The organism is Rhodococcus sp. OK611, assembly GCF_003050885.1.
Lineage (GTDB): Bacteria > Actinomycetota > Actinomycetes > Mycobacteriales > Mycobacteriaceae > Rhodococcus_G > Rhodococcus_G oryzae.
The window spans coordinates 212,943-232,547 of sequence record NZ_QAOZ01000008.1 but is presented as its reverse complement, the minus strand read 5'-3'; the positions used below and the strand labels follow the sequence as shown (position 1 = coordinate 232,547).

Here is a 19,605-nt window from a genome sequence, read left to right as displayed (position 1 = left end):
TGAATGATTGCATGACTGGAATTAATGAGCTCAACCAAGCCGACCTCACCGGTCGGGTGGCGTTGGTGACCGGCGCGTCCGGATCGATCGGGGCCGCGGTCGGTCGCGCCCTCGCCGACCGCGGCGCGGCGGTGGCCGTGCACGGTCGTACCGAGGATCGGCTGACCGCACTGGTCCAGCAGATCCGCGGGTCCGGCGGCACGGCCACCGCTCACCTCGGCGACGTGCGCGACCCCGACCACCTGGCGGAGCTGACCGAACGGGTGTCCGCGGACCTCGGGCCGATCGACATCGCGGTCCCGCTGGCGGGCGGCGCGGGCGCGCCGGAACCGTCGGCGGAGATGGGCGCGCAGCGCTGGCGGGAGATCGTCGATCTCGACCTGACCTCGACGTTCCTCACCCTGCGGGCCGTGCTGCCAGGGATGGTCGAGCGCGGCGACGGGCGGATCGTCACGGTCGCCTCCAGCGCCGGACGCCGGGCCTCGCAGGCCAACGCCGCCTACGCCGCGGCCAAGGCGGGCGTGGTCATGCTGACCGAGCACCTGGCAAAGGAGCACGCAGGCAACGGCATTCGGGTCAACTGCGTGGCGCCGTCCATCGTGGAGACCGCCACGCTGCGGCACCGAATGCCCGCCGCCCAGCTGGCCGCCGTGGCCGGACACGTGCCGCTGCGCCGCATCGGTCAACCCGCCGACATCGCCGAGACCGTCGCGTTTCTCGTCTCGGACGCGGCGGGCTGGATCACCGGGAACACCATCGACATCACCGGAGGGATGACGCTGTGAACGAGAACGCGAGTGATACGAGGAGCGCCGTCGGCCCGCGACCGAGCGGACCGTCGGGCGGCGTGCAGACGCTCGACCGGGCGCCGGGACCGGTGGCCGGGAGGCGGCAGCAGGACGGACCGCCGCTACCACCGGTGGCGATCGCCGCCGTCGCCCTGTTCATGGCCTCGCTGGTGCTACCGATCGTCCTGGGCGGCGGGGCCGTCTACCCGTCACCGTTCGCCCCGGCGGAGGAGATCGTCGCCTACTTCCGGGACCACTCGGACCAGGTGCTGGTCGCCAGCCTGCTGCAGTTCGCCGCCTCGCTGCCGCTGGCCGTCTTCGCCGCGGTCGTGTCGGTTCGGCTGGGCCGGCTCGGCGTGCAGGCACCCGGTCCCCGGATCGGTTTCGGGGGTGGCGTCCTGGCCGCGGCTGCGCTGGCGATGTCGGCCGGCTTCAGCTGGGCATTGACCCGGCCTGAGATCCTGGCGCACGACGAACTGATCCGGCTGCTGCACGATCTTGCCTTCGTCACCGGCGGGGCCGGGTTCGTGGTGCCGCTTGGCCTGCTCGTGGCCGGCATCGCCGTGCCCGGGCTGCTGGCCCGGTTGCTGCCCCGCTGGCACGCCTGGGCGGGCCTGGTGATCGCGGCGGTGGCGATGGTCGCGACGCTGTCCGTGGCGTTGCCGGGCCTGTCGATCCTGCTGCCGATAGCCCGGTTCCCGGCCTTCGTCTGGATCGTGTCGGCGGCCTTCCTGCTACCGCGCCGGCGGGCCAGGCGCGGCGAAACCACTGCGAATCAAGGGAGTTCACGATGAGCAATCCGATGTTGCCCAAGCTGGTGCGATTTCAGCGGCCGGACCGGGCGCTGCCATGGGCGCGGCCGGACCGGGCCACCGAGGCTGCGGTGTTCGGCACCGACCTCGCGGGATACGAGGCCGCACTGGCCGACCTGGATCGGCAGCGGGACGAGGCCGCGGACCGGCTGGCCGCGGACGCGGGGGTGGCGGATCGGTTGCGCCGCCTGCCGTTCACCGCGGGGGAGCGCATCGTGGCGATCGGCGAGAGCACCACCGCCGACCGGTTGTCCTGGTTCGAGGTGCTGCGCACGCTGATCGACCGGCACCGGCCGGACCTCGGATTGGAGCTGATCAACCTCGCGGTGTCGGGGGCGTCCACCACGGGGACGCTGGCCGGACTGGCCGGGATCCGCAGGCAGCCGGCCGATCGGGTGTTCATCCTGTTGGGCGGCAACGACATCCAGCGGTGTGGTGTCGACGGGCCGCGGCTGGTCAGCGAGGCTGAGACCGAGCGGAACCTGAGGCTGCTCCGTGAGCGAGCGTCCGGCGATGCGGCGCACTGGATCTGGCTGACCCCGCCGCCGGTGGACGAGGCGGCCGTCGCCGCGTTCCCGTTCTTCGGCGGCGCCGGACTGCACTGGTCCAACGACGACGTCCGACGCACCGCCGGTGCGGTTCGCCGGATCGCGGGGGACCGGGATCTGGTGATCGACACGAGCCCGGCCGTCACGGGACCCGAATCGTTGCTCGAGGACGGGGTCCATCCGCAGGCCGCGACCCAGGCGGCCGTGGCCGGCCTGGTCTTGGACGCATTGACCCGGTGACGAGGTAGCGGATGGGCCAGGATGGTCCGCATGCGTGAGATCACCCTCGACCTCGACGAGGTCCGGCTGCGGGCCCTGACCTGGGGGCCCGCAACCGGCCGGCTGGCGGTGCTGCTGCACGGCTTCCCGGATACCGCGCACACCTGGCGGCACCTGGGACCCGCACTGGCCGAAGAGGGTTGGCGGGTGGTCGCGCCGTTCACCCGCGGCTACGCCCCCTCGGCGGTGCCGGGGGACGGCAGCGGCCACATCGCGGCCCTGATGGACGACGCCGTCGCCATCCACGCCCGGCTCGGCGGCGGGTCCGACGCTGCGCTGATCGGACACGACTGGGGTGCGGTCACCGCCAATGCGCTGGCCGCCCACGCCGACAACCCCTTTGTCGCCGTGGCGGCGCTGTCGGTCCCGCCGTTCGCGGCACTGCGGACGCCTGCCGCGCTGCGGGTGCTCCCACGGCAGCTGCGCAACAGCTGGTACATCCTGTTCAACCAGCTCCCGCTCCTGCCGGAACGCGTCGCGGAACCGTTGGTCCGTCGGTTGTGGGCCGACTGGTCACCCGGGTACGACGCGAGCGAGGACCTGCCGGCGGTGCTGGCGGCGATCCCCGAGAGGGCACACCGCCGGGCCGTCTTCGCCTACTACCGGAACGCGGCCCGGCCGTTTCCGCGCTTGCCCGCGCGCTACCGGCGGTGGGCCGGGGCCGAGATGCGGCTGCCGGTGATCCCGATGCTGTATCTCCACGGCGAAGACGACGGCTGCCTCGATCCGCGGCTCGCCGCCCTGGTGGGGCCGAACCTCCCGCCGGGTAGCGAGGCCCACCTGATCGCGGGCGCGGGCCACTTCCTCCAGCTCGAGCAGCCGGCGGCGGTCAATGCCCGGATCCTGGAGTTCCTCGCCCGGCGGTGAGTCCCGTCAGCTCGAGACCGCGCGCAGCCCGCCGGGGCGGCGGCCCACCAGGGAATCGAGGGCGGAGGCGGTGGCGGTGTCGGCGGGGAGATGGACGATCAGGCGCAGGGCGTCGTCCGCGGGCAGATCGAGGGTCTCGTAGGCGAGTCGGAGCTCGCCGAGAACGGGATGGCGCAGCCGGGTGATGCCGGTGGCGGTGGGCAGATTGGGCACGGTCGCGACCCGGTCGGTGAATGCCGCGCCCGCGACGACGGCCAGTTCGTCAGCGAGGGCCGCGATGTGCGGGTCGGCGCGGAAGGGTCCCTGTTTGAGGGAGGCGACCAGGTCGTCGGCCACGTGGTCCCAGTCGGGATAGACGGCGGGGGCGTGGGGGTCGGTGAAGACGAACAGGGCAAGGTTGGAACGGGTCTCGTCGGCGAGCAGCCCCGTCGGTGCCATCAGCCGCCGGTAGCCCTCGGTGCAAGCGAGGATCTCGGACAGCCGGTTGACGACCACCGCGGGCGCCGGTTCCAGATGGTCCAGGAGCGCACGCACGCTCGGGCGGATCTCGCGTAGTGGATGGGTGCCGCCCATGCAGCTGAACCCGCCGTCGGCCGTCTTGGTCAAGCGGTACAGGTGGACGCGTTCGCTCGGAGTCAGGTGCAGCGCGTCGGCGAGGGCGGAGAGAACCTGCGGCGAGGGGCGGCGGTCCCGGCCCTGCTCGAGCCGGGTGATGTATTCGACGCTCACCCCGGCCATGGTGGCCAGTTCGGCGCGGCGCAGGCCCGGGGTGCGCCGCCGTGGACCGGCGGGCAGGCCGACCGCGGCGGGAGTCACCGCATTACGGCGGGTGCGCAGGAACAGCCCCAACTCGTTGTCGCTCACCCCTCGAACGGTACAAGCGTTCGCGGCGCGGAGGGTGGCCCTGCCACTACCACCCTTCCCGCGGCCTTCCTGCCGGCCGGGCCGGACACCAGGGTGAGATGTGCGGCGGCCGTGCGGTCGTCGCACATTCCGAGAGGAGAACAGCGTGTCCGACAATCTCAAACTCGCGGTGATCATCGGCAGCGTCCGGGAGGGGCGCTTCGGCCCGGTGGTGGCGTCCTGGTTCGCCGACCAGGCCCGCCTGCACGGCGAGTTCGACGTGGACGTCATCGACCTGGCCGAGGCACACCTGCCGCTGCAGCTGCCCGCGGTCCCGCCGGCCATGGACCCGCACCCGGCCCGCCCCGACGGCATGGCCGAGCTGACCGAGCGGCTGGACGCGGCCGACGCGTTCGTCATCGTCACCCCGGACTACAACCGATCGTTCCCGGCCGCGCTGAAGGCGGCCATCGACTGGCACTTCACCCAGTGGAGCGGCAAGACAGTCGGTTTCGTCGGCTACAGCGGTGCCAGCGGCGGTCTGCTCGCCATCGAGGGATTGCGTCAGGTGTTCAACGAGCTCGACGCGCACACGGTGCGCGAGTACGTTTCCTTCCCCCGCTACTACCTGCTCTTCGACGAGGACGGCGCCCTGCGTGAACCGGACGAGCCCGCGGCCGCCGCCAGGGGCATGCTCGACCGGCTGCAGTGGTGGGCGCGCGCCCTCGCCGCGGCCCGAGCGGTCCCGGCGCTCGCGTGAACTACCGGGCGAAGTCGATCTGCCTGCGGCCGTTGGACAGCGCGGTGACGACGCAGGTGCCGAGCGGTCCGGTGCGGTCGTAGAGGGTGGCGGTGCCGATCGAGACGCCCGCGGAGGTGACCGTGTTCTCGGCGCGGAGGCCGAGTTCGTACCCGACCGGGAGTCTCGACAGGGTGAGGGTCATGTCGGTGTTGATGTAGCCGGCGCCGTGGGATCCCCAGTGGCAGACGTGGTTCGTGGTGTCACCGAGCACCGCGGCACGCTGGAACGGTGAGATCGGTTCGCCGTCGACGAGTGGGGGAAGGCTGTGCCATGAGGTCTTGCGGTCGGCGTTCTGGTTCGCCGCGAAGTCGTGTGTCCACTCCCGGTCGCCGCTCTTGAACAGCGGCGGCGCCCCGTCCGGGGACACGCACCCCTCCGACGGCACCGGCAGGTCCGTCTCCGGGCTCCACATGCGGCCCGCGGGTTCAGGACCGGTGGTCAGGAACACCGCCGAGGCACGTGTCCGCACCTCTCCGTCCTGCACGATGGAGGCGTCGGCGACGGTGATCCGTGTGCCCTGGCGGACCACCTCGCTGCGCACCTCGATCGGGGCGTTGAGGACCGGCCTAAACAGGTCCACGGTCATCCGGGCGGGGACGAACCCAGCGGGACAGTGCGTTTCGAGACTCCGGGCGAGCAGGCCGCACACCGCGTGACCACCCACCTGGGTCGGCGTCCAGTGACTCACCGCGAACTCTTCCGCCACGAACAGATCTCCACGTCTGGTGAAGAAACCGACCATCGCTGCCAAACCCCCCTGTTGGATACGCCTTGCGTATATGTATGCCGTCTAACTGCCTGCGGGCGAACGTGTCTGGGCGCTGATGGCCGTTCCCAGCCAGCGGCGCAGGTAGCCCCGCAGCTCGTCCTCGCTGCGCGGCGGGTCGCTGGGCGAGATGAAGAACGACTGCATCGTCCGCAGGGCGTACTCGACGAGCTCGCGGAGCGAGTCCTCGTCGTAGCCGTGGCCCTCCCAATCGACGTCGAATCGCCGGATCATCGTCATGCCGAAGGCGCGCGCCTCGTCCGACGTGAGCCCATAGGCGCCGATGTTCGAATGGGAACCCGAGAGCATGATGCCCAGATGAGGGATGCGATGCACCTCGTCCAGCGTGTAGATCACGCCCTCGGTCATCGCCTCGGCGGGGTTATTGAGACCATGCACATGCTCTGTCAGCCGATCGAGGAATCCGTCGACGGATGAAATGGCCGCGGCCCGCATGAGGGCCTCAGCGCTGGGGAAGTAGCGGTACACCGTCTGGCGGATCACCCCGAGCGACTCCGCGACATCGGCGATGCTGATCGCCGACCCGGTGCGCGAGATCACCTCGACCGCGGCGTCGACGATGCGGCGCGCGGCCTCCTCATCGTCGACCGGCGGCCGGCCACCCCATCCACGTCTGCGCGCCACCGAGCGGACGGTACCAGCACCGCCTCCGGCCGCCTCACGAACAGCGGTGGATTCGACGAATGTGATCATACAAAGGTTCGTGTATTTGTATGATCACTGCGAATGTGACCCCCACCTGCCCTGACAGGGTTCGCCGGCGCAAAACGGAAACGAGGAATCTCGCATGACAGATCTGAAACCCCGGAAGATGGACTTCGGGTTCGAGGACGAGGACGTCCCATTCCTGTGGAACCCGGACAACCCGGCGTGGTCGAGCATGTCCAACGCGGTCTCGTTCCTGGCCATCGGCTTCGAGAAGATGATCGTCAAGCTGATCCTGCAGGCGAAGCCGCTGATCGCCGATCCGGAGGTCGCGGCGGAAGCAGTCGCGTTCATGCGTCAGGAGGGCCACCACTCCACCGCGCACCGCCAGCACGTGAACGCGCTGATCCGGCGCTACCCCGGCCTGCAGAACACCCTCGACGCCGTGACCGGCGAGTTCGACCTCCTCACCGAGCGGACCTCGATCAACTACAGGCTGGCGTACACCGCCGACCTGGAGGCAACGTTCACTCCGGTGTTCAAGCTGATGCTCGACAACGAGGCCACCCTGTTCCGGCCCGGCGACGACCGGGTCGCGTCCCTGTTCATCTGGCATTTCGTCGAGGAGGTCGAGCACCGCAGTTCGGCGCTGATCATCTACAACTCCGTCGTCGGCAACGAGCTCTACCGGATGCGGATGGCCGCGTCGATCTTCGCGCACGTGATGAAGGCGATCCGGATTGCGTGCGCCGGCTTCAACCAGCACGTTCCGCTGTCCGAGCGGAAGGTCGACTCGATGTCGATGTTCGCTCGGCACCGGGCCAAGCAGAAGGTGCTCACCGCTTTCGCGCCGTACCTGACCAAGGGGCCGATGCCTCGTGCGTTCGACGGCCTGCCGATCGGTGAGCAGCTCACCGCTCTGTCCGGCGCCGTTCGCAGCCAGATGCCCGGGCACAAGCCCGCACACGAGAAACTGCCCGTCCTCGCCGACGAGTGGTTCACCCGCTACGACGCCGGCTACGACTGCACCCGCTGGTACACCGCGGACTCGCAGAAGCCCGAGGCCGAGCCGGTCTCCGCGGGGGCGAACTGATGTCGGACCACTGTTCTCCCACCTTCTCGGATCTCGCTAGCCGCCTTGGCTTCTCGTGCGAGGATGCCGGTGGACTGGTCGAGGTCCGCAACCCGTTCGCGCTCGAGAACTGGACCCTGCCGGTCCTCGAGTTCACCATCGTCCTCGGGGCGGTGCTCGCGCTCGTCTACGCGGTTCTGCGGCTGCGTCGGCACGGTGATCCCACCAACCTGGTGCTGTGGTTCGGTGCCACCGCGTTCCTGTTCGTGATCGAGCCGCCGATCTACTTCCCGGCCACGTTCGGCACCGAGGACTACCTGGGCACGATGTTCGCGCACAACGTGTTCACCGTGGACTTCCTGTGGGGTCGCCTGCCGCTGTACATCGTCGCGATCTACCCGTTGATGGCCACCATCGCGTTCGAGATCGTCCGGATGCTCGGCGTGTTCCGGAAGTACGGCGTGCTCCTCGGCGCGGTGAGCGTCGGCTTCGTGCACCACGCGTTCTACGAGATCTTCGACCAGCTCGGACCGCAGCTGCGCTGGTGGGAATGGACGCTCGACAACAAGGTCAACCTGCCCTTCTTCGATTCGGTTCCGCTGCCGAGCGTCGTGGTGTTCGCGGCGCTGTGGCCGATGTCGTTGGCGCTGTGCGTCCAGTTCTTCGTCGGCAGGCACGTCGATGCGGGCCGGCACTTCTCCGGCCTGCAGTTGGTGTGGCGCACCGTGGTGATCGGCCTCGCCGCCTCGGTCGGGGTGTTCGTGCTCCCGCTTCCGGCGACAGTCTTCGGCATGGGGAGCGACACGGTCCGCGGGTTCCTCTACGCCGCGGAGTTGGCCGTGCTCTCAGTCGTCGCGGTCGTGGTCCTGGTGCGGCAGTGGTCGCACCTGCGGCAGGTACCGTCGGATGCTCCCGGGTACCGGAATGGCTTCGCCCAGTGGTACGCGATCGTGTATCTCGCTGTGATGGCGGTGTTGTGGATGTCCGCGCTACCCGACTTCTTCGGCGCCGTCGACGGGTTCACCACGAACGGCGATCCGGTCGGGAACCTCTGGTACACCATCGCGTGCTTCGCCGTCGCGATCCTGTGCGTTGCCGCCACCTTCACCGTCCCGCGCGGGCAGTCGAAGGACGGCGGTGAGCCCGTGTCGGGCGAGAGCGCGGTGACGCAGCCTGCATAGGTCGGTGTGATGCGCAGACACGACCCGAGGCCCGTCGCGTGTGACGGGCCTCGAACCGTGTCCTGGGCCGTTCTCGGTCAGTCCGCGCACATCGCGGCGTCGACGACCTGCTGCGCCGCGTCGACGGAGTCCGCGCTCATCGGGATGTGATTGACGGTGAGCGTGACCGCGCGGCCGTTGGTGTCGACGCCGCCGGAGGTGCCGAACCCGGGGATGCCCCCGCCGTGCCCCCAGATCTCCTTCCCGCAGGAGCTGTTCACGCGGACGAGCCCGAGGCCGTATGCGTCCTTCGGGCCGCGGTCGAACGGCACGGTCTGCTTCATCTCGGCGAGCCGGTCCTGCGATACGAGATCGCCACGAAGCAGTGCCGTGAAGAACGTGTTGAGATCGGCGCCGGTCGCGACCATGGCGCCCGCGGTATCCGCCCACGACACGTCGCCCTCGGTGACGTCGACCTGCTGCTCGCCGATCCGGTGATATCCGTGCGCGTGCGGTCCGCGGATCTGTGTCTCCCCGGAATCAGGGAAGTAGGTGTCCTTCAGCCCGAGCGGATCGATGATGCGTGTGGCGATCTCCTGCGCGGCGGGGCGGCCCGTCACCTTCTCGATGAGCATCCCGAGCAGGATGTAGTTGGTGTTCGAGTAGACGGCCTCGTCCTTGGCGGCCGGGCCGGGCGACAGGGACATCGCGATCTTCACGAGCTCGGCAGGCATGTAGTGCCCCATGGGCTCCTCGCCCGTCGCGACCTGCAGCTGCCCGGGCCTGACGTCCTCCGGCTTCGCGCCTCCGGGTGCGAGGTAGTCCGTCAGTCCGCTGGTGTGTTGCAGGAGATCGCGGACGGTGACCCGGCTGCCGTCGTTCCCGTTGCCCGCCACGATTCCGGGCAGGTAGTGCTCAACGCTCGCATCGAGGCCGACCAGTCCCTCCTCTACCAGCTGCATGACGACCGTCGCGACGAACGCCTTTGTGTTGCTTCCGATCCGGACCCTCGCATCATCGGGGATCGGCTCGTCGGTGGCGGTGTTCCCTGTCCCCGCGCGGAGGACGCGGGTGCCGCGGCCGGGGTCGGTGATCACCAGCTGCGCGCCGGGAATCCCCCGCTCGGTGACCGCGTCCAGCCTCTGCTGTACCGCGATGTCGGGCGACGGGGCGGCGGACTGCGCGGTGTCACCGCATGCGGTCGCTCCCAACGCGAGGGCGGCGGCGGTGGTGACGGCGAGCACGGCGCGACGTCGAGAGGTGGTCATCGGCACTGGTCCTCCTGGTTGTTCGGACCTCGCGGTGAGATCACTACGACCAGAACGCTATTGACCAGGGCGGGCGCTTCCCATGGCGCTGACCACCGTATTTGCGGTGGACCGGACTGGAGCGGCGGTGGTATGGCGGGCTGTACCCCCGCCGCTCCGGGCCCGGATGGTCAGCGCGCGAGGAACCCCTTGTCCACCGGTATCTGCGCACCGGTGATCACGGCAGAGGCATCGCCGGCGAGCCACACGACGGCTTCCGAGATCTCTTCCGGTTCCACCAGCGCATCGGTCTTGAGCAGGTTCGGCGGGTAGCTGTAGACGTACGTGGGGTATTGCTCGAACAGCTTGTACATCGAGGTGTCATTGCCGAGGGCCGTATTGGTGCCGTACGGGAGAACAACATTGGCGCGAATGCCGAACTCGCCCAACTCCACCGCCAGTGCCTTCGTCAGGCCGAGGACCCCGAACTTGGCTGCGGCGTAGTGACCGCAGCCGGGTGGCGCCTTCACGCTCGCCGACGAGCCGACCGTGATGATGGACCCGCCGTTACCGGCTTCGATCATCGCGGGCACCGTCGCCTTGATCGTGTTCCAGACGCCGGTCAGGTTGACGTCCACGGTCTCCTGGAACTGCTCGGCCGAGATCTCCCAGATTCGGCCCCAGTTGCACACGCCCGCGTTGGCGACCACGACGTCGAGGCGCCCGAAGGTCTCGATGGTCTCGGCCACCACCGCCTGCTGGCCCGCGAGATCCCGCACGTCGACCTGTCGGGTCAGCACCTTGCGGCCCTCGGACTCGATCAGCCGCGCCGTCTCCTCGAGGTCGGCGGGCTCCGCCATCGGGTATCCGCTGAACTCGGCGACCTGCGCGCAGACGTCGACGGCCACGATGTCCGCCCCCTCCTGCGCCATTCGAACCGCGTGCGAACGGCCCTGCCCCCGAGCCGCTCCCGTCACATAGGCGACTTTCCCTGCCAGTGAGCTCATGTCTGAACCTCCGTGAGTGTGTAGTCGAATGCGTAGTCGTCGAACGATGAGAACCGGCTGAACCAGAAGGCGCCGCTGATGGTCTGCGGCCGGTAGTAGAGCGCCTCGCCCTGCGAGTTGACGAAGTAGGTGCGCAGCCCGGGGTTGCTGTCGACGGTGTAGGCGCTGATCGCCTTGCCGTGACGGCGCATCTTGCGCACCCATCGGGCGAACGCTTCGGAGCGGACCTGTGCCACCGTCGCGCCCCTCCGCCCGGTCTCGGCGATCACCCGCACGGCGTGCCGGGCGGTCAGGTCCACGAACGTGTGCCATGCGATGCCGACGTATCCCTGCGGTGCGACCAATGACCAGCGGTTCGGCAGGCCCGGGTGCGCGCTGCCGCCGTAGCTGCGCAGCCCGTTGCGCCGGTAGTCGTCAGCGAGGTCGAACCCGTCGCGACCGACAATGGTGCCGCTGCGATACGTCTCCGGGTCGGTGAACAGCTCGTATCCGGTGGCCGCGACGATCAGGTCGTACGGGCGCTCGGTGCCATCCGACGTGCGAATGCCGTCGGTGGTGACCCGTTCGATCGGGTCGGCGACCAGCGACACGGACGGATCCGCCAGAGCGGGGAAGAAGCTGCTCGACAGCACCGGCCGTTTGGCGAGGATGCCGTAGTCGGGAACCAGTGTGGCGCGGATACTCGCGTCATCGACGCTGCGCCGCAACATGCGTCGGTAGATCGACTGCCAGATCCGGTCGTATTGCGGCATGACCGTGGCGAGGAGCTTGCGCGGGAGCAGTGGCAGGACATTGCAGAGGAACTGCATCGGCAGTTCCATGGCGGCCAGCGCGGCGCCGTTGATGAGGGCGCCCGCGCCGGGTATCGCGAGGAGACGGTGTGCTCGTGCGGACAGCTCGACGTCGGGCTTGGGCAGGATCCAGGACGGCGTCCGCTGGTAGATCTCGACACTGTGGGCCTGCTGATAGATCGTTGGCACGATCTGCACCGAGCTCGAGCCGGTGCCGATCACCGCGACCCTTTTACCGGACCAGTCGTAGTGCGGGTCCCAGGAGTTCGGGCGCAGGACAGTGCCGGTGAAGTCGCCGATTCCCTCGATGTCGCTGGCCGATTTGGCGTTGACGTAGCCGCCTACAGCATTGATGACGAACCGTGCGCGCACGGGGGCCTCGTCCTCGATGTGCAGCACCCACAGCTGCTCCGCGTCATCCCACACCTCCCGGATGACGGTGCAGTTGCCGCGAAAGTACTTGTGCAGGTTCAGGTCTTCGGCAACCTGCTTGTTGTACTCCTGGATCTCCGGGCCCGTGGGAAAGAGGCGTGACCAGTCGGGCTTGCGCGCGAAGGGGAACTGATAGAACAGCGTGGGCACGTCCACGGACAGGCCGGGGTAGACGTTGTCGCGCCAACTGCCCCCGAACTCGTCACTGCGCTCGAGGATGACGAAGTTCTCGATGCCGGCGCGTTGCAGATGGTGGGCCGCGGTGATGCCGCCCGGCCCGGCGCCGATGATGGCGACGTCGACGTACTCGTATGTCATTGCGGCTCATTTCTTTTCGTCGTCAGCGACGTGGTGTCAGACCGTCGAGCATGAGGTCACCGATGCGGCTCCGCGCGTCGTCTGCGTTGCTGAATCCGGCCACCGAGAACGGTAGGATCTCCAAGCTCAGGAGACCGCGCACGATCCAGTCGCCTGCCTGCATCGGGTCAAGGCCGGGGTCGACCTCGCCGCGTCGCTGTGCCTCGGCGACCAGCGACGCCCAGAACGCAGCCCACGTGCGGCAGAGCTGGTCGCCGTAGTGCTCCAGCAACGTCGCGATGATGCTCTCGGTGCGGAGCGGCGGCACCAGGGCCTGCGGAGTGGTGGCGTGTTCGTAGATGAGGGCAGCCGCCTCGCCGATCTGGCTGCGCAGCGTCTCCTTGGGCGTGACGGCCGCGGCCAATCCGTCGATGAAGGCGGTGCACAGGTAGGCGAGGCCGGCGTTGATGGCGGCCTGCTTGTCGCCGAAGGTGTTGTACACGGTGCCCCGGGACACCCCAGCTGCAGTGGCGACCTCGCTCAGGCGAAACCCCCGAACCCCGTTGCGCCGCACGCATTCCGCGGCCACGCGAACCAGTTCGAGGGTGGGTGCGGCCGTCTGGGCCCCCTCGCTCTCATTGAGCATGTTGAACAAATTACGTCAAAGTGTTCAACGAGGTGCCCGATTCGAAAAAAGGCCCCGCTACCGAGCCCGCTCTGTTCAGGCAGCGGGCTCGGTAGCGGGGCATTCCGTGACCATCCCGGCGGCCCACCGCGAGGGACGGTGGATCGGGAAGGTCTCAGGCCGGCCCGTCGCGAGGGACGGTGGGCCGGCACGGTCTAGGCCGTATTCGACAGTTGAACTGTCAGACGGCCGCTTCGATGGGCAGGCTGAGAGGGCAGTTTGCGGAGGAGGGGCCGACCTGCAGGGTGTACGCGCCGGGGCGGTAGGCCCACTTCCGGCTCGTCTCCTCCCATGTCTCGAAGGCGCGCTGCGGCAGGGTGACGGTCGCCGTCACTGTTTCGCCTGCAGCCGCCTCCACGCTCGCGAAGCCGGCCAGCGCGCGAGCGGGCCGGGATGGGTCGCCGTCGACCGGGGCGAGGTAGACCTGCACGACCTCGCGTCCCGGCCGGGACCCGGTGTTGCGGACCCGGACCGTGACGGTCTCGCCGTCCCACTCGATGTCCTCGTACTCCCAGGTGGTGTAGCCGAGGCCGTGCCCGAACGAGTACGCGGGCGCGATGTCGGACCGGTCCCAGGCGCGGTAGCCGATGAACAGGTCCTCGGTGTACGCGAGCTTGCCATCGGTCGGGGTGACCTCGGTGACGGGGCAGTCCTCGAGCGTCGCGGGCCAGGTGGTGGGCAGCCGGCCGCCGGGCTCGGCCGCGCCGGTGAGCACCTCGGCCAGCGCCGAGCCCGCCTCCTGGCCGGGGAACCAGCTCAGCAGCACCGCGGCGACGTCGTCGCGCCACGGCATCTCCACGGGGGCGCCGGAGTTGACGATCACAACGGTGCGGGGGTTGGCGGCGACGACGCGGGAGACCAGCTCGTCCTGACGTCCGGGCAGCTTGAGGGTGGTGCGGTCGAAGCCCTCGGACTCAACCTTGTCGGTGGTCGCCACGACGACGACGGCCACATCGGCCGCGGCCGCGGCGGCCTCGGCCTCGGCCATGAGCTCCTCGGGGTCGCGCTGCGGCTCGAGATGCCCCAGAGCGAAGCTGACGATGGCGATGGGGGCGCCCTCCATCTTCATCGGGTCATACCGCAGGGAGACCTCGACGGGGCGGCCCGCCTCGAGCTCGACGACGGCGCGGTCCTTCGGCGAGCCGAAGAACATCTCGAACGGGTCGAAGCTCTCCAGTGCCTGGTCGCCCTCGAACACCGTCTGGCCGTCGACGGTCAGAGTGAACTGGCCGATGCCCTTGGTGCCGAAGCGGTGCGGGCCGGACAGCTCCGGCGTGAACGTTCCGAAGATCTCGACGGTCTGCAGCGTCGGGTAGTCGATGCCCTCGGGGAGGTCGCCCATCCACATGATGTTGCCGTCCGCCATCGGGAGCTCGCGCTGTAGCGAGCCGTCGGCGGCGAGGCAGCGGGCGCGCAGGTCGAACCCGCGGTCGGCGACGCCCATGTCTTCGCTCAGCACCGTACCGACGTTGTAGCTCAGCGTGCCCTCGGGCAGCGCGGCCGTCAGCCCGTCGAGCGGGGAGACGACGGTCTCGGGGAAGACCATGGCGGAGCCGCCGCCGAGCACACGGGCGTCGCGCGCGGCCAGGCCGACGAGGGCGACGGTGGTCTCGGCCGGGGTGATCGGCAGGACTGGAGTGCCATCGACCTCGGCGTTGCGGGCGAGCACGAAGGAGCGCCGTGCGACCTCGCGCGCGATCTCGCGACCGTCGACCGCGGCGGGGAACTCGGTGACGGCGGCAGGCGCGCCCTCGAGCAGGCCGACGCGCGCCGCGAGCAGCAGGACGTGCCGCACGGCCTCGTCCACTACGGACTCATCGACCTCGCCGTCCCGGACCGCCTTGACGAGAAGCTCGCCGTAGACCGACTGCGGGCCGGGCATCGCGACGTCGAGGCCGCCGAGGATCGCGCCAACCGTCGAGCGGGTGCCCATCCAGTCGGAGACCACGATGCCGTCGAAGCCCCACTCGTCGCGGAGCACGCCGCGCAGCAGTTCGATGTGCTCGCTCATCGTGGTGCCGTTGACGCTGTTGTAAGCGGACATGATGGCCCACGGGCTGGCGTCGCGCACGATCGCCTCGAACGGGGCGAGGTAGATCTCGCGCAGGGCCTCGGGGGAGACGATGTTGTCGACGAACATGCGGTCGGTCTCGGCGTCGTTGGCCACGAAGTGCTTCACGGTGGCGCCGACGCCGCCGGACTGCACGCCGCGGACGAAACCGGAGCCGATGGCGCCGGTGAGCAGCGGGTCCTCGGAGTACGCCTCGAAGTGCCTGCCGCCGACCGGGGTGCGGTGCATGTTCACGGTGGGGGCGAGGAGCAGGTGCACGCCCTTGCGGCGGGCCTCCTGTGCGAGCAGTGTCCCCGCCCGGGCGATCAGCTCGGGATCCCAGGACGCGGCCATCGCGGTGGGCGAGGGCAGCAGAACGGACGGGTCCTCCGGACCCCAGCTGGCCCCGCGCACGCCGACCGGGCCGTCGGACATCACAAGGGAGCCGAGACCGATTTCGGGGAGCGGCGGCAGCGTCCAGATGTCCTGCCCCTGGAGCAGTCGCGCCTTCGCGTCCAGATCCAGCTTGGCGAGCGCTGATTCCACGGCCTCGCGCGTTGCTTCGTCTTCCATCATGAACTCCTTCGTCGTCGGCCGGGTGCTCGACGTGCCGGTCAGGAGAAGTGTCCGTCGGCTCGCCGGTCCGTCTGGGCGATATTGCCAGTCTACCTTGCGAGCACTAGGTGTTGTTATCGAAACGTTATGAATGACTGATCTGGGAGGGGGCCTAGCTCTGGTCGGTTCGGGTTTCGACGTGGGCGCCCGCACTGAGTAGGGAGACGAAGTTGCGGAAGGCGTCGGCCATGTCCACCTCGTCCGGGGCCAGCAGCCACTGGATCTGCATGCCGTCGAGCATGGCGATGAGCAACGGCGCCGCCTGTTCGGGTGTGAGTCCGCCCGGCAGTTGGTCGCCGAATTCCTTGTGTAGCAACAGGGCGAACGCATCGCGGGCGGCGGCGTAGCGCTCGGTGAAGTACTCGCGCGCCGGATGCTGTCCGGTCGTGCTCTCCGCGGCAAGTGCGGTGTAGGTCTGGACGACGCCGGGGCGTCCGGCGTTGAACTCCACGATCTGTTCGAGGTGGGACAGCCGCACGTCCGTCGACCTCGCGAGAAGGGCGGCGGTATCCCATTGGTCGCGGGCCTCGAGCACGCCGATCAACAGGTGTTTCTTGCTGGGGAAATAGTGCAGCACGCCGGGCTGCGTCAGTCCGACGCGCTCGGCCACCGCAGCGAGGGTGGTGGCGCGGTATCCGCGCTCCGCGATCTCGGCCATCGCGGCGTCGAGGATGGCCTCGCGCCTGGCCTCTGCCCTGGCCGCACGTCCGCCCCGCTGTCGCTCCGTCACGAGGCGAGCCTAACGACGAGCGTGCGGCTCCGGCGCGGCGACCTGCATTGTTCGGAATATATAACGATTGTGTATCAAAGCCTTAAAGTCGTTAGGTGCTGTCGTTAGTCTCGGGCCATGAGAAGTCGCTTGAGTAGAGGCGCAGTCCTCCTCGCCGCAGCAACCCTGGCCGTGCTCGGTACCGGCGCCACGGCGCAGGCCGGTGCGCCCGCACCGGGCAACGAGCCGACCGCGTCCGTCGAGGCCACTTACTCCGAACGTGGACCGTGGGAGGTGACCAAGCAGCAGGGATTCGGTTGCTGCGACTCCACCGGCCACAAGTTCGACGTCTGGTACCCCACCGACCTCGGCTCGGACGGCACCACGCACCCGATCATCACCTGGGGCGACGGCACCTTTGCGCATCCCTTCCAGTACGACTACCTGCTCTCGCACCTGGCATCCTGGGGTTTCGTGGTGATCGCGCCCGACACCACCAACTCGGGCTCCGGCCAGGAGATGCTGGACGCGGTGGACTTCCTCAAGCGTCAGGACAGTGATCCCGCGAGCGTCTTCTATCAGACGCTGGACACCGACAACGTCGGCGCGATGGGGCATTCGCAGGGCGCGGTCGGCACCCTCAATGCCACCGTCCGTTCCGGCGGCGCCATCAAGTCCGCGGTCCCGATCGAGCTCCCCGGACAGTTCATGTGCACGCTCAACTCGCCGAAGCCGGACCCGGCGATGACCGTCTGCGCGGATCCCCGGCAACTGACCACCGGCTCCATCCTGTACGTCAACGGCTCCGGCAGCCCCATCTCGCCGTCCACCCAGCCGCTTCCGTGGGAGCAGATCGGACCCCAGTCCGCGCAGGGCTACTTCGGCGCGACCCCGGACTCGATGCAGAAGGCGATGGCGACGCTGAACGGCCCGAACCACAACGACATTCAGGGCCAGCCCGGTTGTCCCGTGAACGATCCGGGCTGCGTCAGCGGCGTGCAGGGATTCCTCGGTGTTCTCACCGCCTGGAACATGGACAAGCTGCGCGGCGATGCGCACGCACACAGCGCCTTCGTCTCCGGGACCGGTGAGCTCTTCGGCCAGACGGCCTGGAGCAACCAGGCCAGCAACATCACCGGCTGATACCGGAGTCGGACGCAACCCGAACACCAGACGCGATCGGCTCCTGCCCACCCGAACAGGGCGGGCAGGAGCCGATCGCGTCTTTTGTGCATACATCAGCAGGTCAGCGGGGCGCCATGCGGATTCCGCCGTCGAGCCGGATGGTCTCGCCGTTGAGGTAGCGGTTCTCGAGGATCGACACGGCGAGCTGGCCGAACTCGTCCGCACGACCCAGCCGGGACGGGTTCGGCACCGAGGCCTCGAGGCCCGCCCGCATCGCGTCGGGCATTCCGGACAGCAACGGCGTGTCCATGATTCCCGGCGCGATGGTGCACACCCGGATGCGTCGGGTCGCCAGGTCGCGGGCCGCGGTCAGGGTCATCCCCACGATCCCGGCCTTGGACGCGGTGTAGTTGATCTGGCCGATCTGCCCCTCGAAGGCCGCGACGGAGGCGGTCATCACGATCGCTCCGCGTTCGCCGTCGACCTCGTCGGTCTTCGCGATGCGCTCGGCGCCGAGGCGCAGTGCATTGAAGGATCCGACGAGGTTGAGCCGGATGACGTGCTCGAAGTCCTCGAGCGAGCCGGCGTTGCCGTGCTTGTCGAGGATTCGCATGCCGCGCCCGCTGCCCGCGCAGTGGACGAGGCCGCGGAGTTCTCCGTCCTCGGTCGCGGCGTCGAGTGCGGCGGCGAACTGTTCCGGATCGGTGATGTCGGCGGGCGCGAAGCGTGCGTTGGGTCCGAGATCCCGTGCCGCTGTATCGCCGTCGGAGGTCGGCAGGTCGACGAGGGTCACGAAGGCGCCGGCGTCGACCAGTCGCCGCGCGGTCGCGTTGCCGAGTCCGGATGCGCCGCCGGTGACGGCGACGGAGATTCCCTTGAGTTCCATGGTGGAGGGCCTTTCGAGGTCAGAGGAGTTCGACGATGGTCGCGTTTGCCATGCCGCCGGCCTCACACATGGTCTGGAGTCCGTAGCGGATTCCGTTGTCGCGCATGTGGTGCACGAGCCGGGTCATGAGAATCGCGCCGGAGCCGCCGAGCGGGTGCCCGACGGCGATGGCGCCACCGAGCGGATTCAGGCGCTTCTCGTCCGCACCGGTCTCGGCCAACCACGCGAGCGGTACAGGGGCGAAGGCCTCGTTCACCTCGAACGCGCCGATGTCCTCGATGGACAGGCCCGAGCGGGAGAGAGCCTTCGCGGTGGCGGAGATCGGGCCGCTGAGCATCATCACCGGGTCGTCGCCGGTGACCGCGACGGTGTGGATCCGGGCGATGGGGTCGAGGCCGCGGTCCGCGGCGATCTTGCTGGTGGTGACGAGCAGCGCCGCCGCCCCGTCGGAGATCTGTGATGCGTTGCCCGCGTGGATGACCCCGTCCTCCTTGAACGGCGTCTTCAGCGTCGCGAGCTTCTCGAGCGAGCCGCCGCGGCGGACGCCCTCGTCGACGGCGAGCAGGCCGTCGATCGGCGCGAGCTGCGAGTCGAAGGCGCCGGTCTCGATGGCCTGGGCGGTGAGCTCGTGCGAGCGAAGCGAGTACTCGTCGAGGCTACGGCGGTCGAGGTTCCAGCGCTCGGCCATCATCTCGGCGCCGAGTCCCTGGCTGAAGCTCTCGATGCCGTAGCGCTCCTGCACGCTCGGCGGCGTGGCCGAGCTCCCCTCCTTGGCCGCGCTGCCCATCGGCACCCGGCTCATGGATTCGACGCCACCGGCGACGATGAAGTCCGCGTGCCCGGCGATCACGGATGCCGCCGCGAAGCTCAACGCCTGCTGGCTCGAGCCGCAGGCGCGGTTGACGGTGGTGCCGGGGATGGACTCGGGCCAGCCGGCCGCCAGTGCCGCGGTGCGCGCGATGTTGCCCGCCTGCTCAGCGGCCTGGACGACGCATCCCCAGATCACATCGTCGATCTCGGTGGGATCGATGCCAACGCGGCCGGTGAGGGCCGCCAGGACGTGTGCGGAGAGGTCGGCCGGGTGCACGCCGGACAGGGACCCACCTCGCTTCCCGATGGGTGTTCGAACGGCGTCGACGATGACGGCGTCATGCATGG

At 69.1% G+C, this 19,605-nt stretch carries 19 protein-coding genes; 8 read left to right on the top strand and 11 right to left on the bottom strand.

Going from position 1 to position 19,605, the window contains the following annotated elements; all coding sequences use genetic code 11:
* Positions 1 to 11: 11 nt before the first annotated feature.
* Genes C8K38_RS12470 through C8K38_RS12455 form a run of 4 tightly spaced genes read left to right on the top strand, consistent with a single transcriptional unit; the run spans position 12 to position 3,294 of the window.
* A complete protein-coding gene (locus tag C8K38_RS12470) occupies positions 12 to 785 on the top strand; it encodes an SDR family NAD(P)-dependent oxidoreductase (protein ID WP_097211758.1) in 774 nt (257 codons plus the stop codon).
* Complete coding sequence (locus C8K38_RS27645) at positions 782 to 1,582, top strand: hypothetical protein (protein ID WP_245221124.1); 801 nt, start codon at positions 782 to 784, stop codon at positions 1,580 to 1,582. The genes C8K38_RS12470 and C8K38_RS27645 overlap by 4 nt, the downstream gene beginning before the upstream one ends.
* Positions 1,579 to 2,388 carry an SGNH/GDSL hydrolase family protein gene (locus C8K38_RS12460; RefSeq protein ID WP_097211757.1) on the top strand — a complete coding sequence of 270 codons (810 nt, stop codon included), beginning with the start codon at positions 1,579 to 1,581 and terminating at the stop codon, positions 2,386 to 2,388. Before C8K38_RS27645 ends, C8K38_RS12460 begins: the two co-directional genes overlap by 4 nt.
* Positions 2,389 to 2,418: 30 nt before the next feature.
* Positions 2,419 to 3,294 (top strand): alpha/beta fold hydrolase, encoded by an 876-nt coding sequence (locus C8K38_RS12455; RefSeq protein WP_097211818.1) that lies wholly within the window; start codon positions 2,419 to 2,421, stop codon positions 3,292 to 3,294.
* Positions 3,295 to 3,300: 6 nt separating this feature from the next.
* Here the strand turns inward: C8K38_RS12455 and C8K38_RS12450 are convergent, their stop codons facing one another.
* Entirely contained in the window at positions 3,301 to 4,158 is an 858-nt protein-coding gene (locus C8K38_RS12450; RefSeq protein WP_097211756.1) for a helix-turn-helix domain-containing protein, read from the bottom strand.
* 145 nt (positions 4,159 to 4,303) lie between these two features.
* Here C8K38_RS12450 and C8K38_RS12445 point away from each other — a divergent pair, with 145 nt between their 5' ends.
* Complete coding sequence (locus C8K38_RS12445; protein ID WP_097211755.1) at positions 4,304 to 4,897, top strand: NADPH-dependent FMN reductase; 594 nt, start codon at positions 4,304 to 4,306, stop codon at positions 4,895 to 4,897.
* Between the two features lies 1 nt (position 4,898).
* On the opposite strand, the gene C8K38_RS12440 is transcribed toward C8K38_RS12445, so the two are convergent.
* Positions 4,899 to 5,645 carry a thioesterase family protein gene (locus tag C8K38_RS12440; protein ID WP_257017471.1) on the bottom strand — a complete coding sequence of 249 codons (747 nt, stop codon included), beginning with the start codon at positions 5,643 to 5,645 and terminating at the stop codon, positions 4,899 to 4,901.
* An 84-nt stretch (positions 5,646 to 5,729) separates the two neighbouring features.
* Positions 5,730 to 6,350 (bottom strand): TetR/AcrR family transcriptional regulator, encoded by a 621-nt coding sequence (locus tag C8K38_RS12435; protein ID WP_097211817.1) that lies wholly within the window; start codon positions 6,348 to 6,350, stop codon positions 5,730 to 5,732.
* 163 nt (positions 6,351 to 6,513) lie between these two features.
* Here C8K38_RS12435 and C8K38_RS12430 point away from each other — a divergent pair, with 163 nt between their 5' ends.
* Complete coding sequence (locus tag C8K38_RS12430) at positions 6,514 to 7,464, top strand: metal-dependent hydrolase (RefSeq protein ID WP_097211753.1); 951 nt, start codon at positions 6,514 to 6,516, stop codon at positions 7,462 to 7,464.
* A complete protein-coding gene (locus C8K38_RS12425; RefSeq protein ID WP_097211752.1) occupies positions 7,464 to 8,624 on the top strand; it encodes a hypothetical protein in 1,161 nt (386 codons plus the stop codon). Before C8K38_RS12430 ends, C8K38_RS12425 begins: the two co-directional genes overlap by 1 nt.
* A 77-nt stretch (positions 8,625 to 8,701) precedes the next feature.
* Here the strand turns inward: C8K38_RS12425 and C8K38_RS12420 are convergent, their stop codons facing one another.
* From C8K38_RS12420 to C8K38_RS12395, 6 genes are all read right to left on the bottom strand, one after another.
* Complete coding sequence (locus C8K38_RS12420; RefSeq protein ID WP_097211751.1) at positions 8,702 to 9,871, bottom strand: serine hydrolase domain-containing protein; 1,170 nt, start codon at positions 9,869 to 9,871, stop codon at positions 8,702 to 8,704.
* 170 nt (positions 9,872 to 10,041) lie between these two features.
* The gene (locus tag C8K38_RS12415) at positions 10,042 to 10,857 is read right to left on the bottom strand and encodes a mycofactocin-coupled SDR family oxidoreductase (RefSeq protein WP_097211750.1); all 816 of its coding nucleotides are present in this window, start codon (positions 10,855 to 10,857) and stop codon (positions 10,042 to 10,044) included.
* Positions 10,854 to 12,398: a flavin-containing monooxygenase gene (locus C8K38_RS12410; RefSeq protein ID WP_097211749.1), complete on the bottom strand. Its 1,545-nt coding sequence runs from the start codon at positions 12,396 to 12,398 to the stop codon at positions 10,854 to 10,856. The genes C8K38_RS12415 and C8K38_RS12410 overlap by 4 nt, the downstream gene beginning before the upstream one ends.
* A 22-nt stretch (positions 12,399 to 12,420) precedes the next feature.
* Positions 12,421 to 13,023, bottom strand: coding sequence for a TetR/AcrR family transcriptional regulator (locus C8K38_RS12405; protein WP_143548451.1), 603 nt, complete (start codon positions 13,021 to 13,023; stop codon positions 12,421 to 12,423).
* A gap of 220 nt (positions 13,024 to 13,243) precedes the next feature.
* Positions 13,244 to 15,685, bottom strand: a complete 2,442-nt coding sequence (locus C8K38_RS12400; protein WP_245221125.1) for a beta-glucosidase — start codon at positions 15,683 to 15,685, stop codon at positions 13,244 to 13,246.
* A 154-nt stretch (positions 15,686 to 15,839) separates the two neighbouring features.
* On the bottom strand, positions 15,840 to 16,457 hold the full coding sequence (locus tag C8K38_RS12395; RefSeq protein WP_209928253.1) for a TetR/AcrR family transcriptional regulator: 618 nt from the start codon (positions 16,455 to 16,457) through the stop codon (positions 15,840 to 15,842).
* Positions 16,458 to 16,574: 117 nt separating this feature from the next.
* Between C8K38_RS12395 and C8K38_RS12390 the strand changes: the two genes are divergently transcribed.
* Positions 16,575 to 17,579: a poly(ethylene terephthalate) hydrolase family protein gene (locus C8K38_RS12390; RefSeq protein ID WP_108168824.1), complete on the top strand. Its 1,005-nt coding sequence runs from the start codon at positions 16,575 to 16,577 to the stop codon at positions 17,577 to 17,579.
* Positions 17,580 to 17,682: 103 nt separating this feature from the next.
* Here the strand turns inward: C8K38_RS12390 and C8K38_RS12385 are convergent, their stop codons facing one another.
* Positions 17,683 to 18,447, bottom strand: coding sequence for an SDR family NAD(P)-dependent oxidoreductase (locus C8K38_RS12385; RefSeq protein WP_097211745.1), 765 nt, complete (start codon positions 18,445 to 18,447; stop codon positions 17,683 to 17,685).
* 19 nt (positions 18,448 to 18,466) lie between these two features.
* Positions 18,467 to 19,603, bottom strand: a complete 1,137-nt coding sequence (locus C8K38_RS12380) for a thiolase family protein (protein ID WP_097211744.1) — start codon at positions 19,601 to 19,603, stop codon at positions 18,467 to 18,469.
* Positions 19,604 to 19,605 lie beyond the last annotated feature (2 nt).

What these genes read in the sequence shown, in the direction of transcription:
- C8K38_RS12470 (WP_097211758.1), top strand. Translation starts at nt 12, where the DNA reads ATGACTGGAATTAATGAGCTCAACCAAGCCGACCTCACCGGTCGGGTG.
- C8K38_RS12460 (WP_097211757.1), top strand. Translation starts at nt 1,579, where the DNA reads ATGAGCAATCCGATGTTGCCCAAGCTGGTGCGATTTCAGCGGCCGGAC.
- C8K38_RS12455 (WP_097211818.1), top strand. Translation starts at nt 2,419, where the DNA reads ATGCGTGAGATCACCCTCGACCTCGACGAGGTCCGGCTGCGGGCCCTG.
- C8K38_RS12430 (WP_097211753.1), top strand. Translation starts at nt 6,514, where the DNA reads ATGACAGATCTGAAACCCCGGAAGATGGACTTCGGGTTCGAGGACGAG.
- C8K38_RS12425 (WP_097211752.1), top strand. Translation starts at nt 7,464, where the DNA reads ATGTCGGACCACTGTTCTCCCACCTTCTCGGATCTCGCTAGCCGCCTT.
- C8K38_RS12420 (WP_097211751.1), bottom strand. Translation starts at nt 9,871, where the DNA reads ATGACCACCTCTCGACGTCGCGCCGTGCTCGCCGTCACCACCGCCGCC.
- C8K38_RS12415 (WP_097211750.1), bottom strand. Translation starts at nt 10,857, where the DNA reads ATGAGCTCACTGGCAGGGAAAGTCGCCTATGTGACGGGAGCGGCTCGG.
- C8K38_RS12410 (WP_097211749.1), bottom strand. Translation starts at nt 12,398, where the DNA reads ATGACATACGAGTACGTCGACGTCGCCATCATCGGCGCCGGGCCGGGC.
- C8K38_RS12405 (WP_143548451.1), bottom strand. Translation starts at nt 13,023, where the DNA reads ATGCTCAATGAGAGCGAGGGGGCCCAGACGGCCGCACCCACCCTCGAA.
- C8K38_RS12400 (WP_245221125.1), bottom strand. Translation starts at nt 15,685, where the DNA reads ATGGAAGACGAAGCAACGCGCGAGGCCGTGGAATCAGCGCTCGCCAAG.
- C8K38_RS12390 (WP_108168824.1), top strand. Translation starts at nt 16,575, where the DNA reads ATGAGAAGTCGCTTGAGTAGAGGCGCAGTCCTCCTCGCCGCAGCAACC.
- C8K38_RS12385 (WP_097211745.1), bottom strand. Translation starts at nt 18,447, where the DNA reads ATGGAACTCAAGGGAATCTCCGTCGCCGTCACCGGCGGCGCATCCGGA.
- C8K38_RS12380 (WP_097211744.1), bottom strand. Translation starts at nt 19,603, where the DNA reads ATGCATGACGCCGTCATCGTCGACGCCGTTCGAACACCCATCGGGAAG.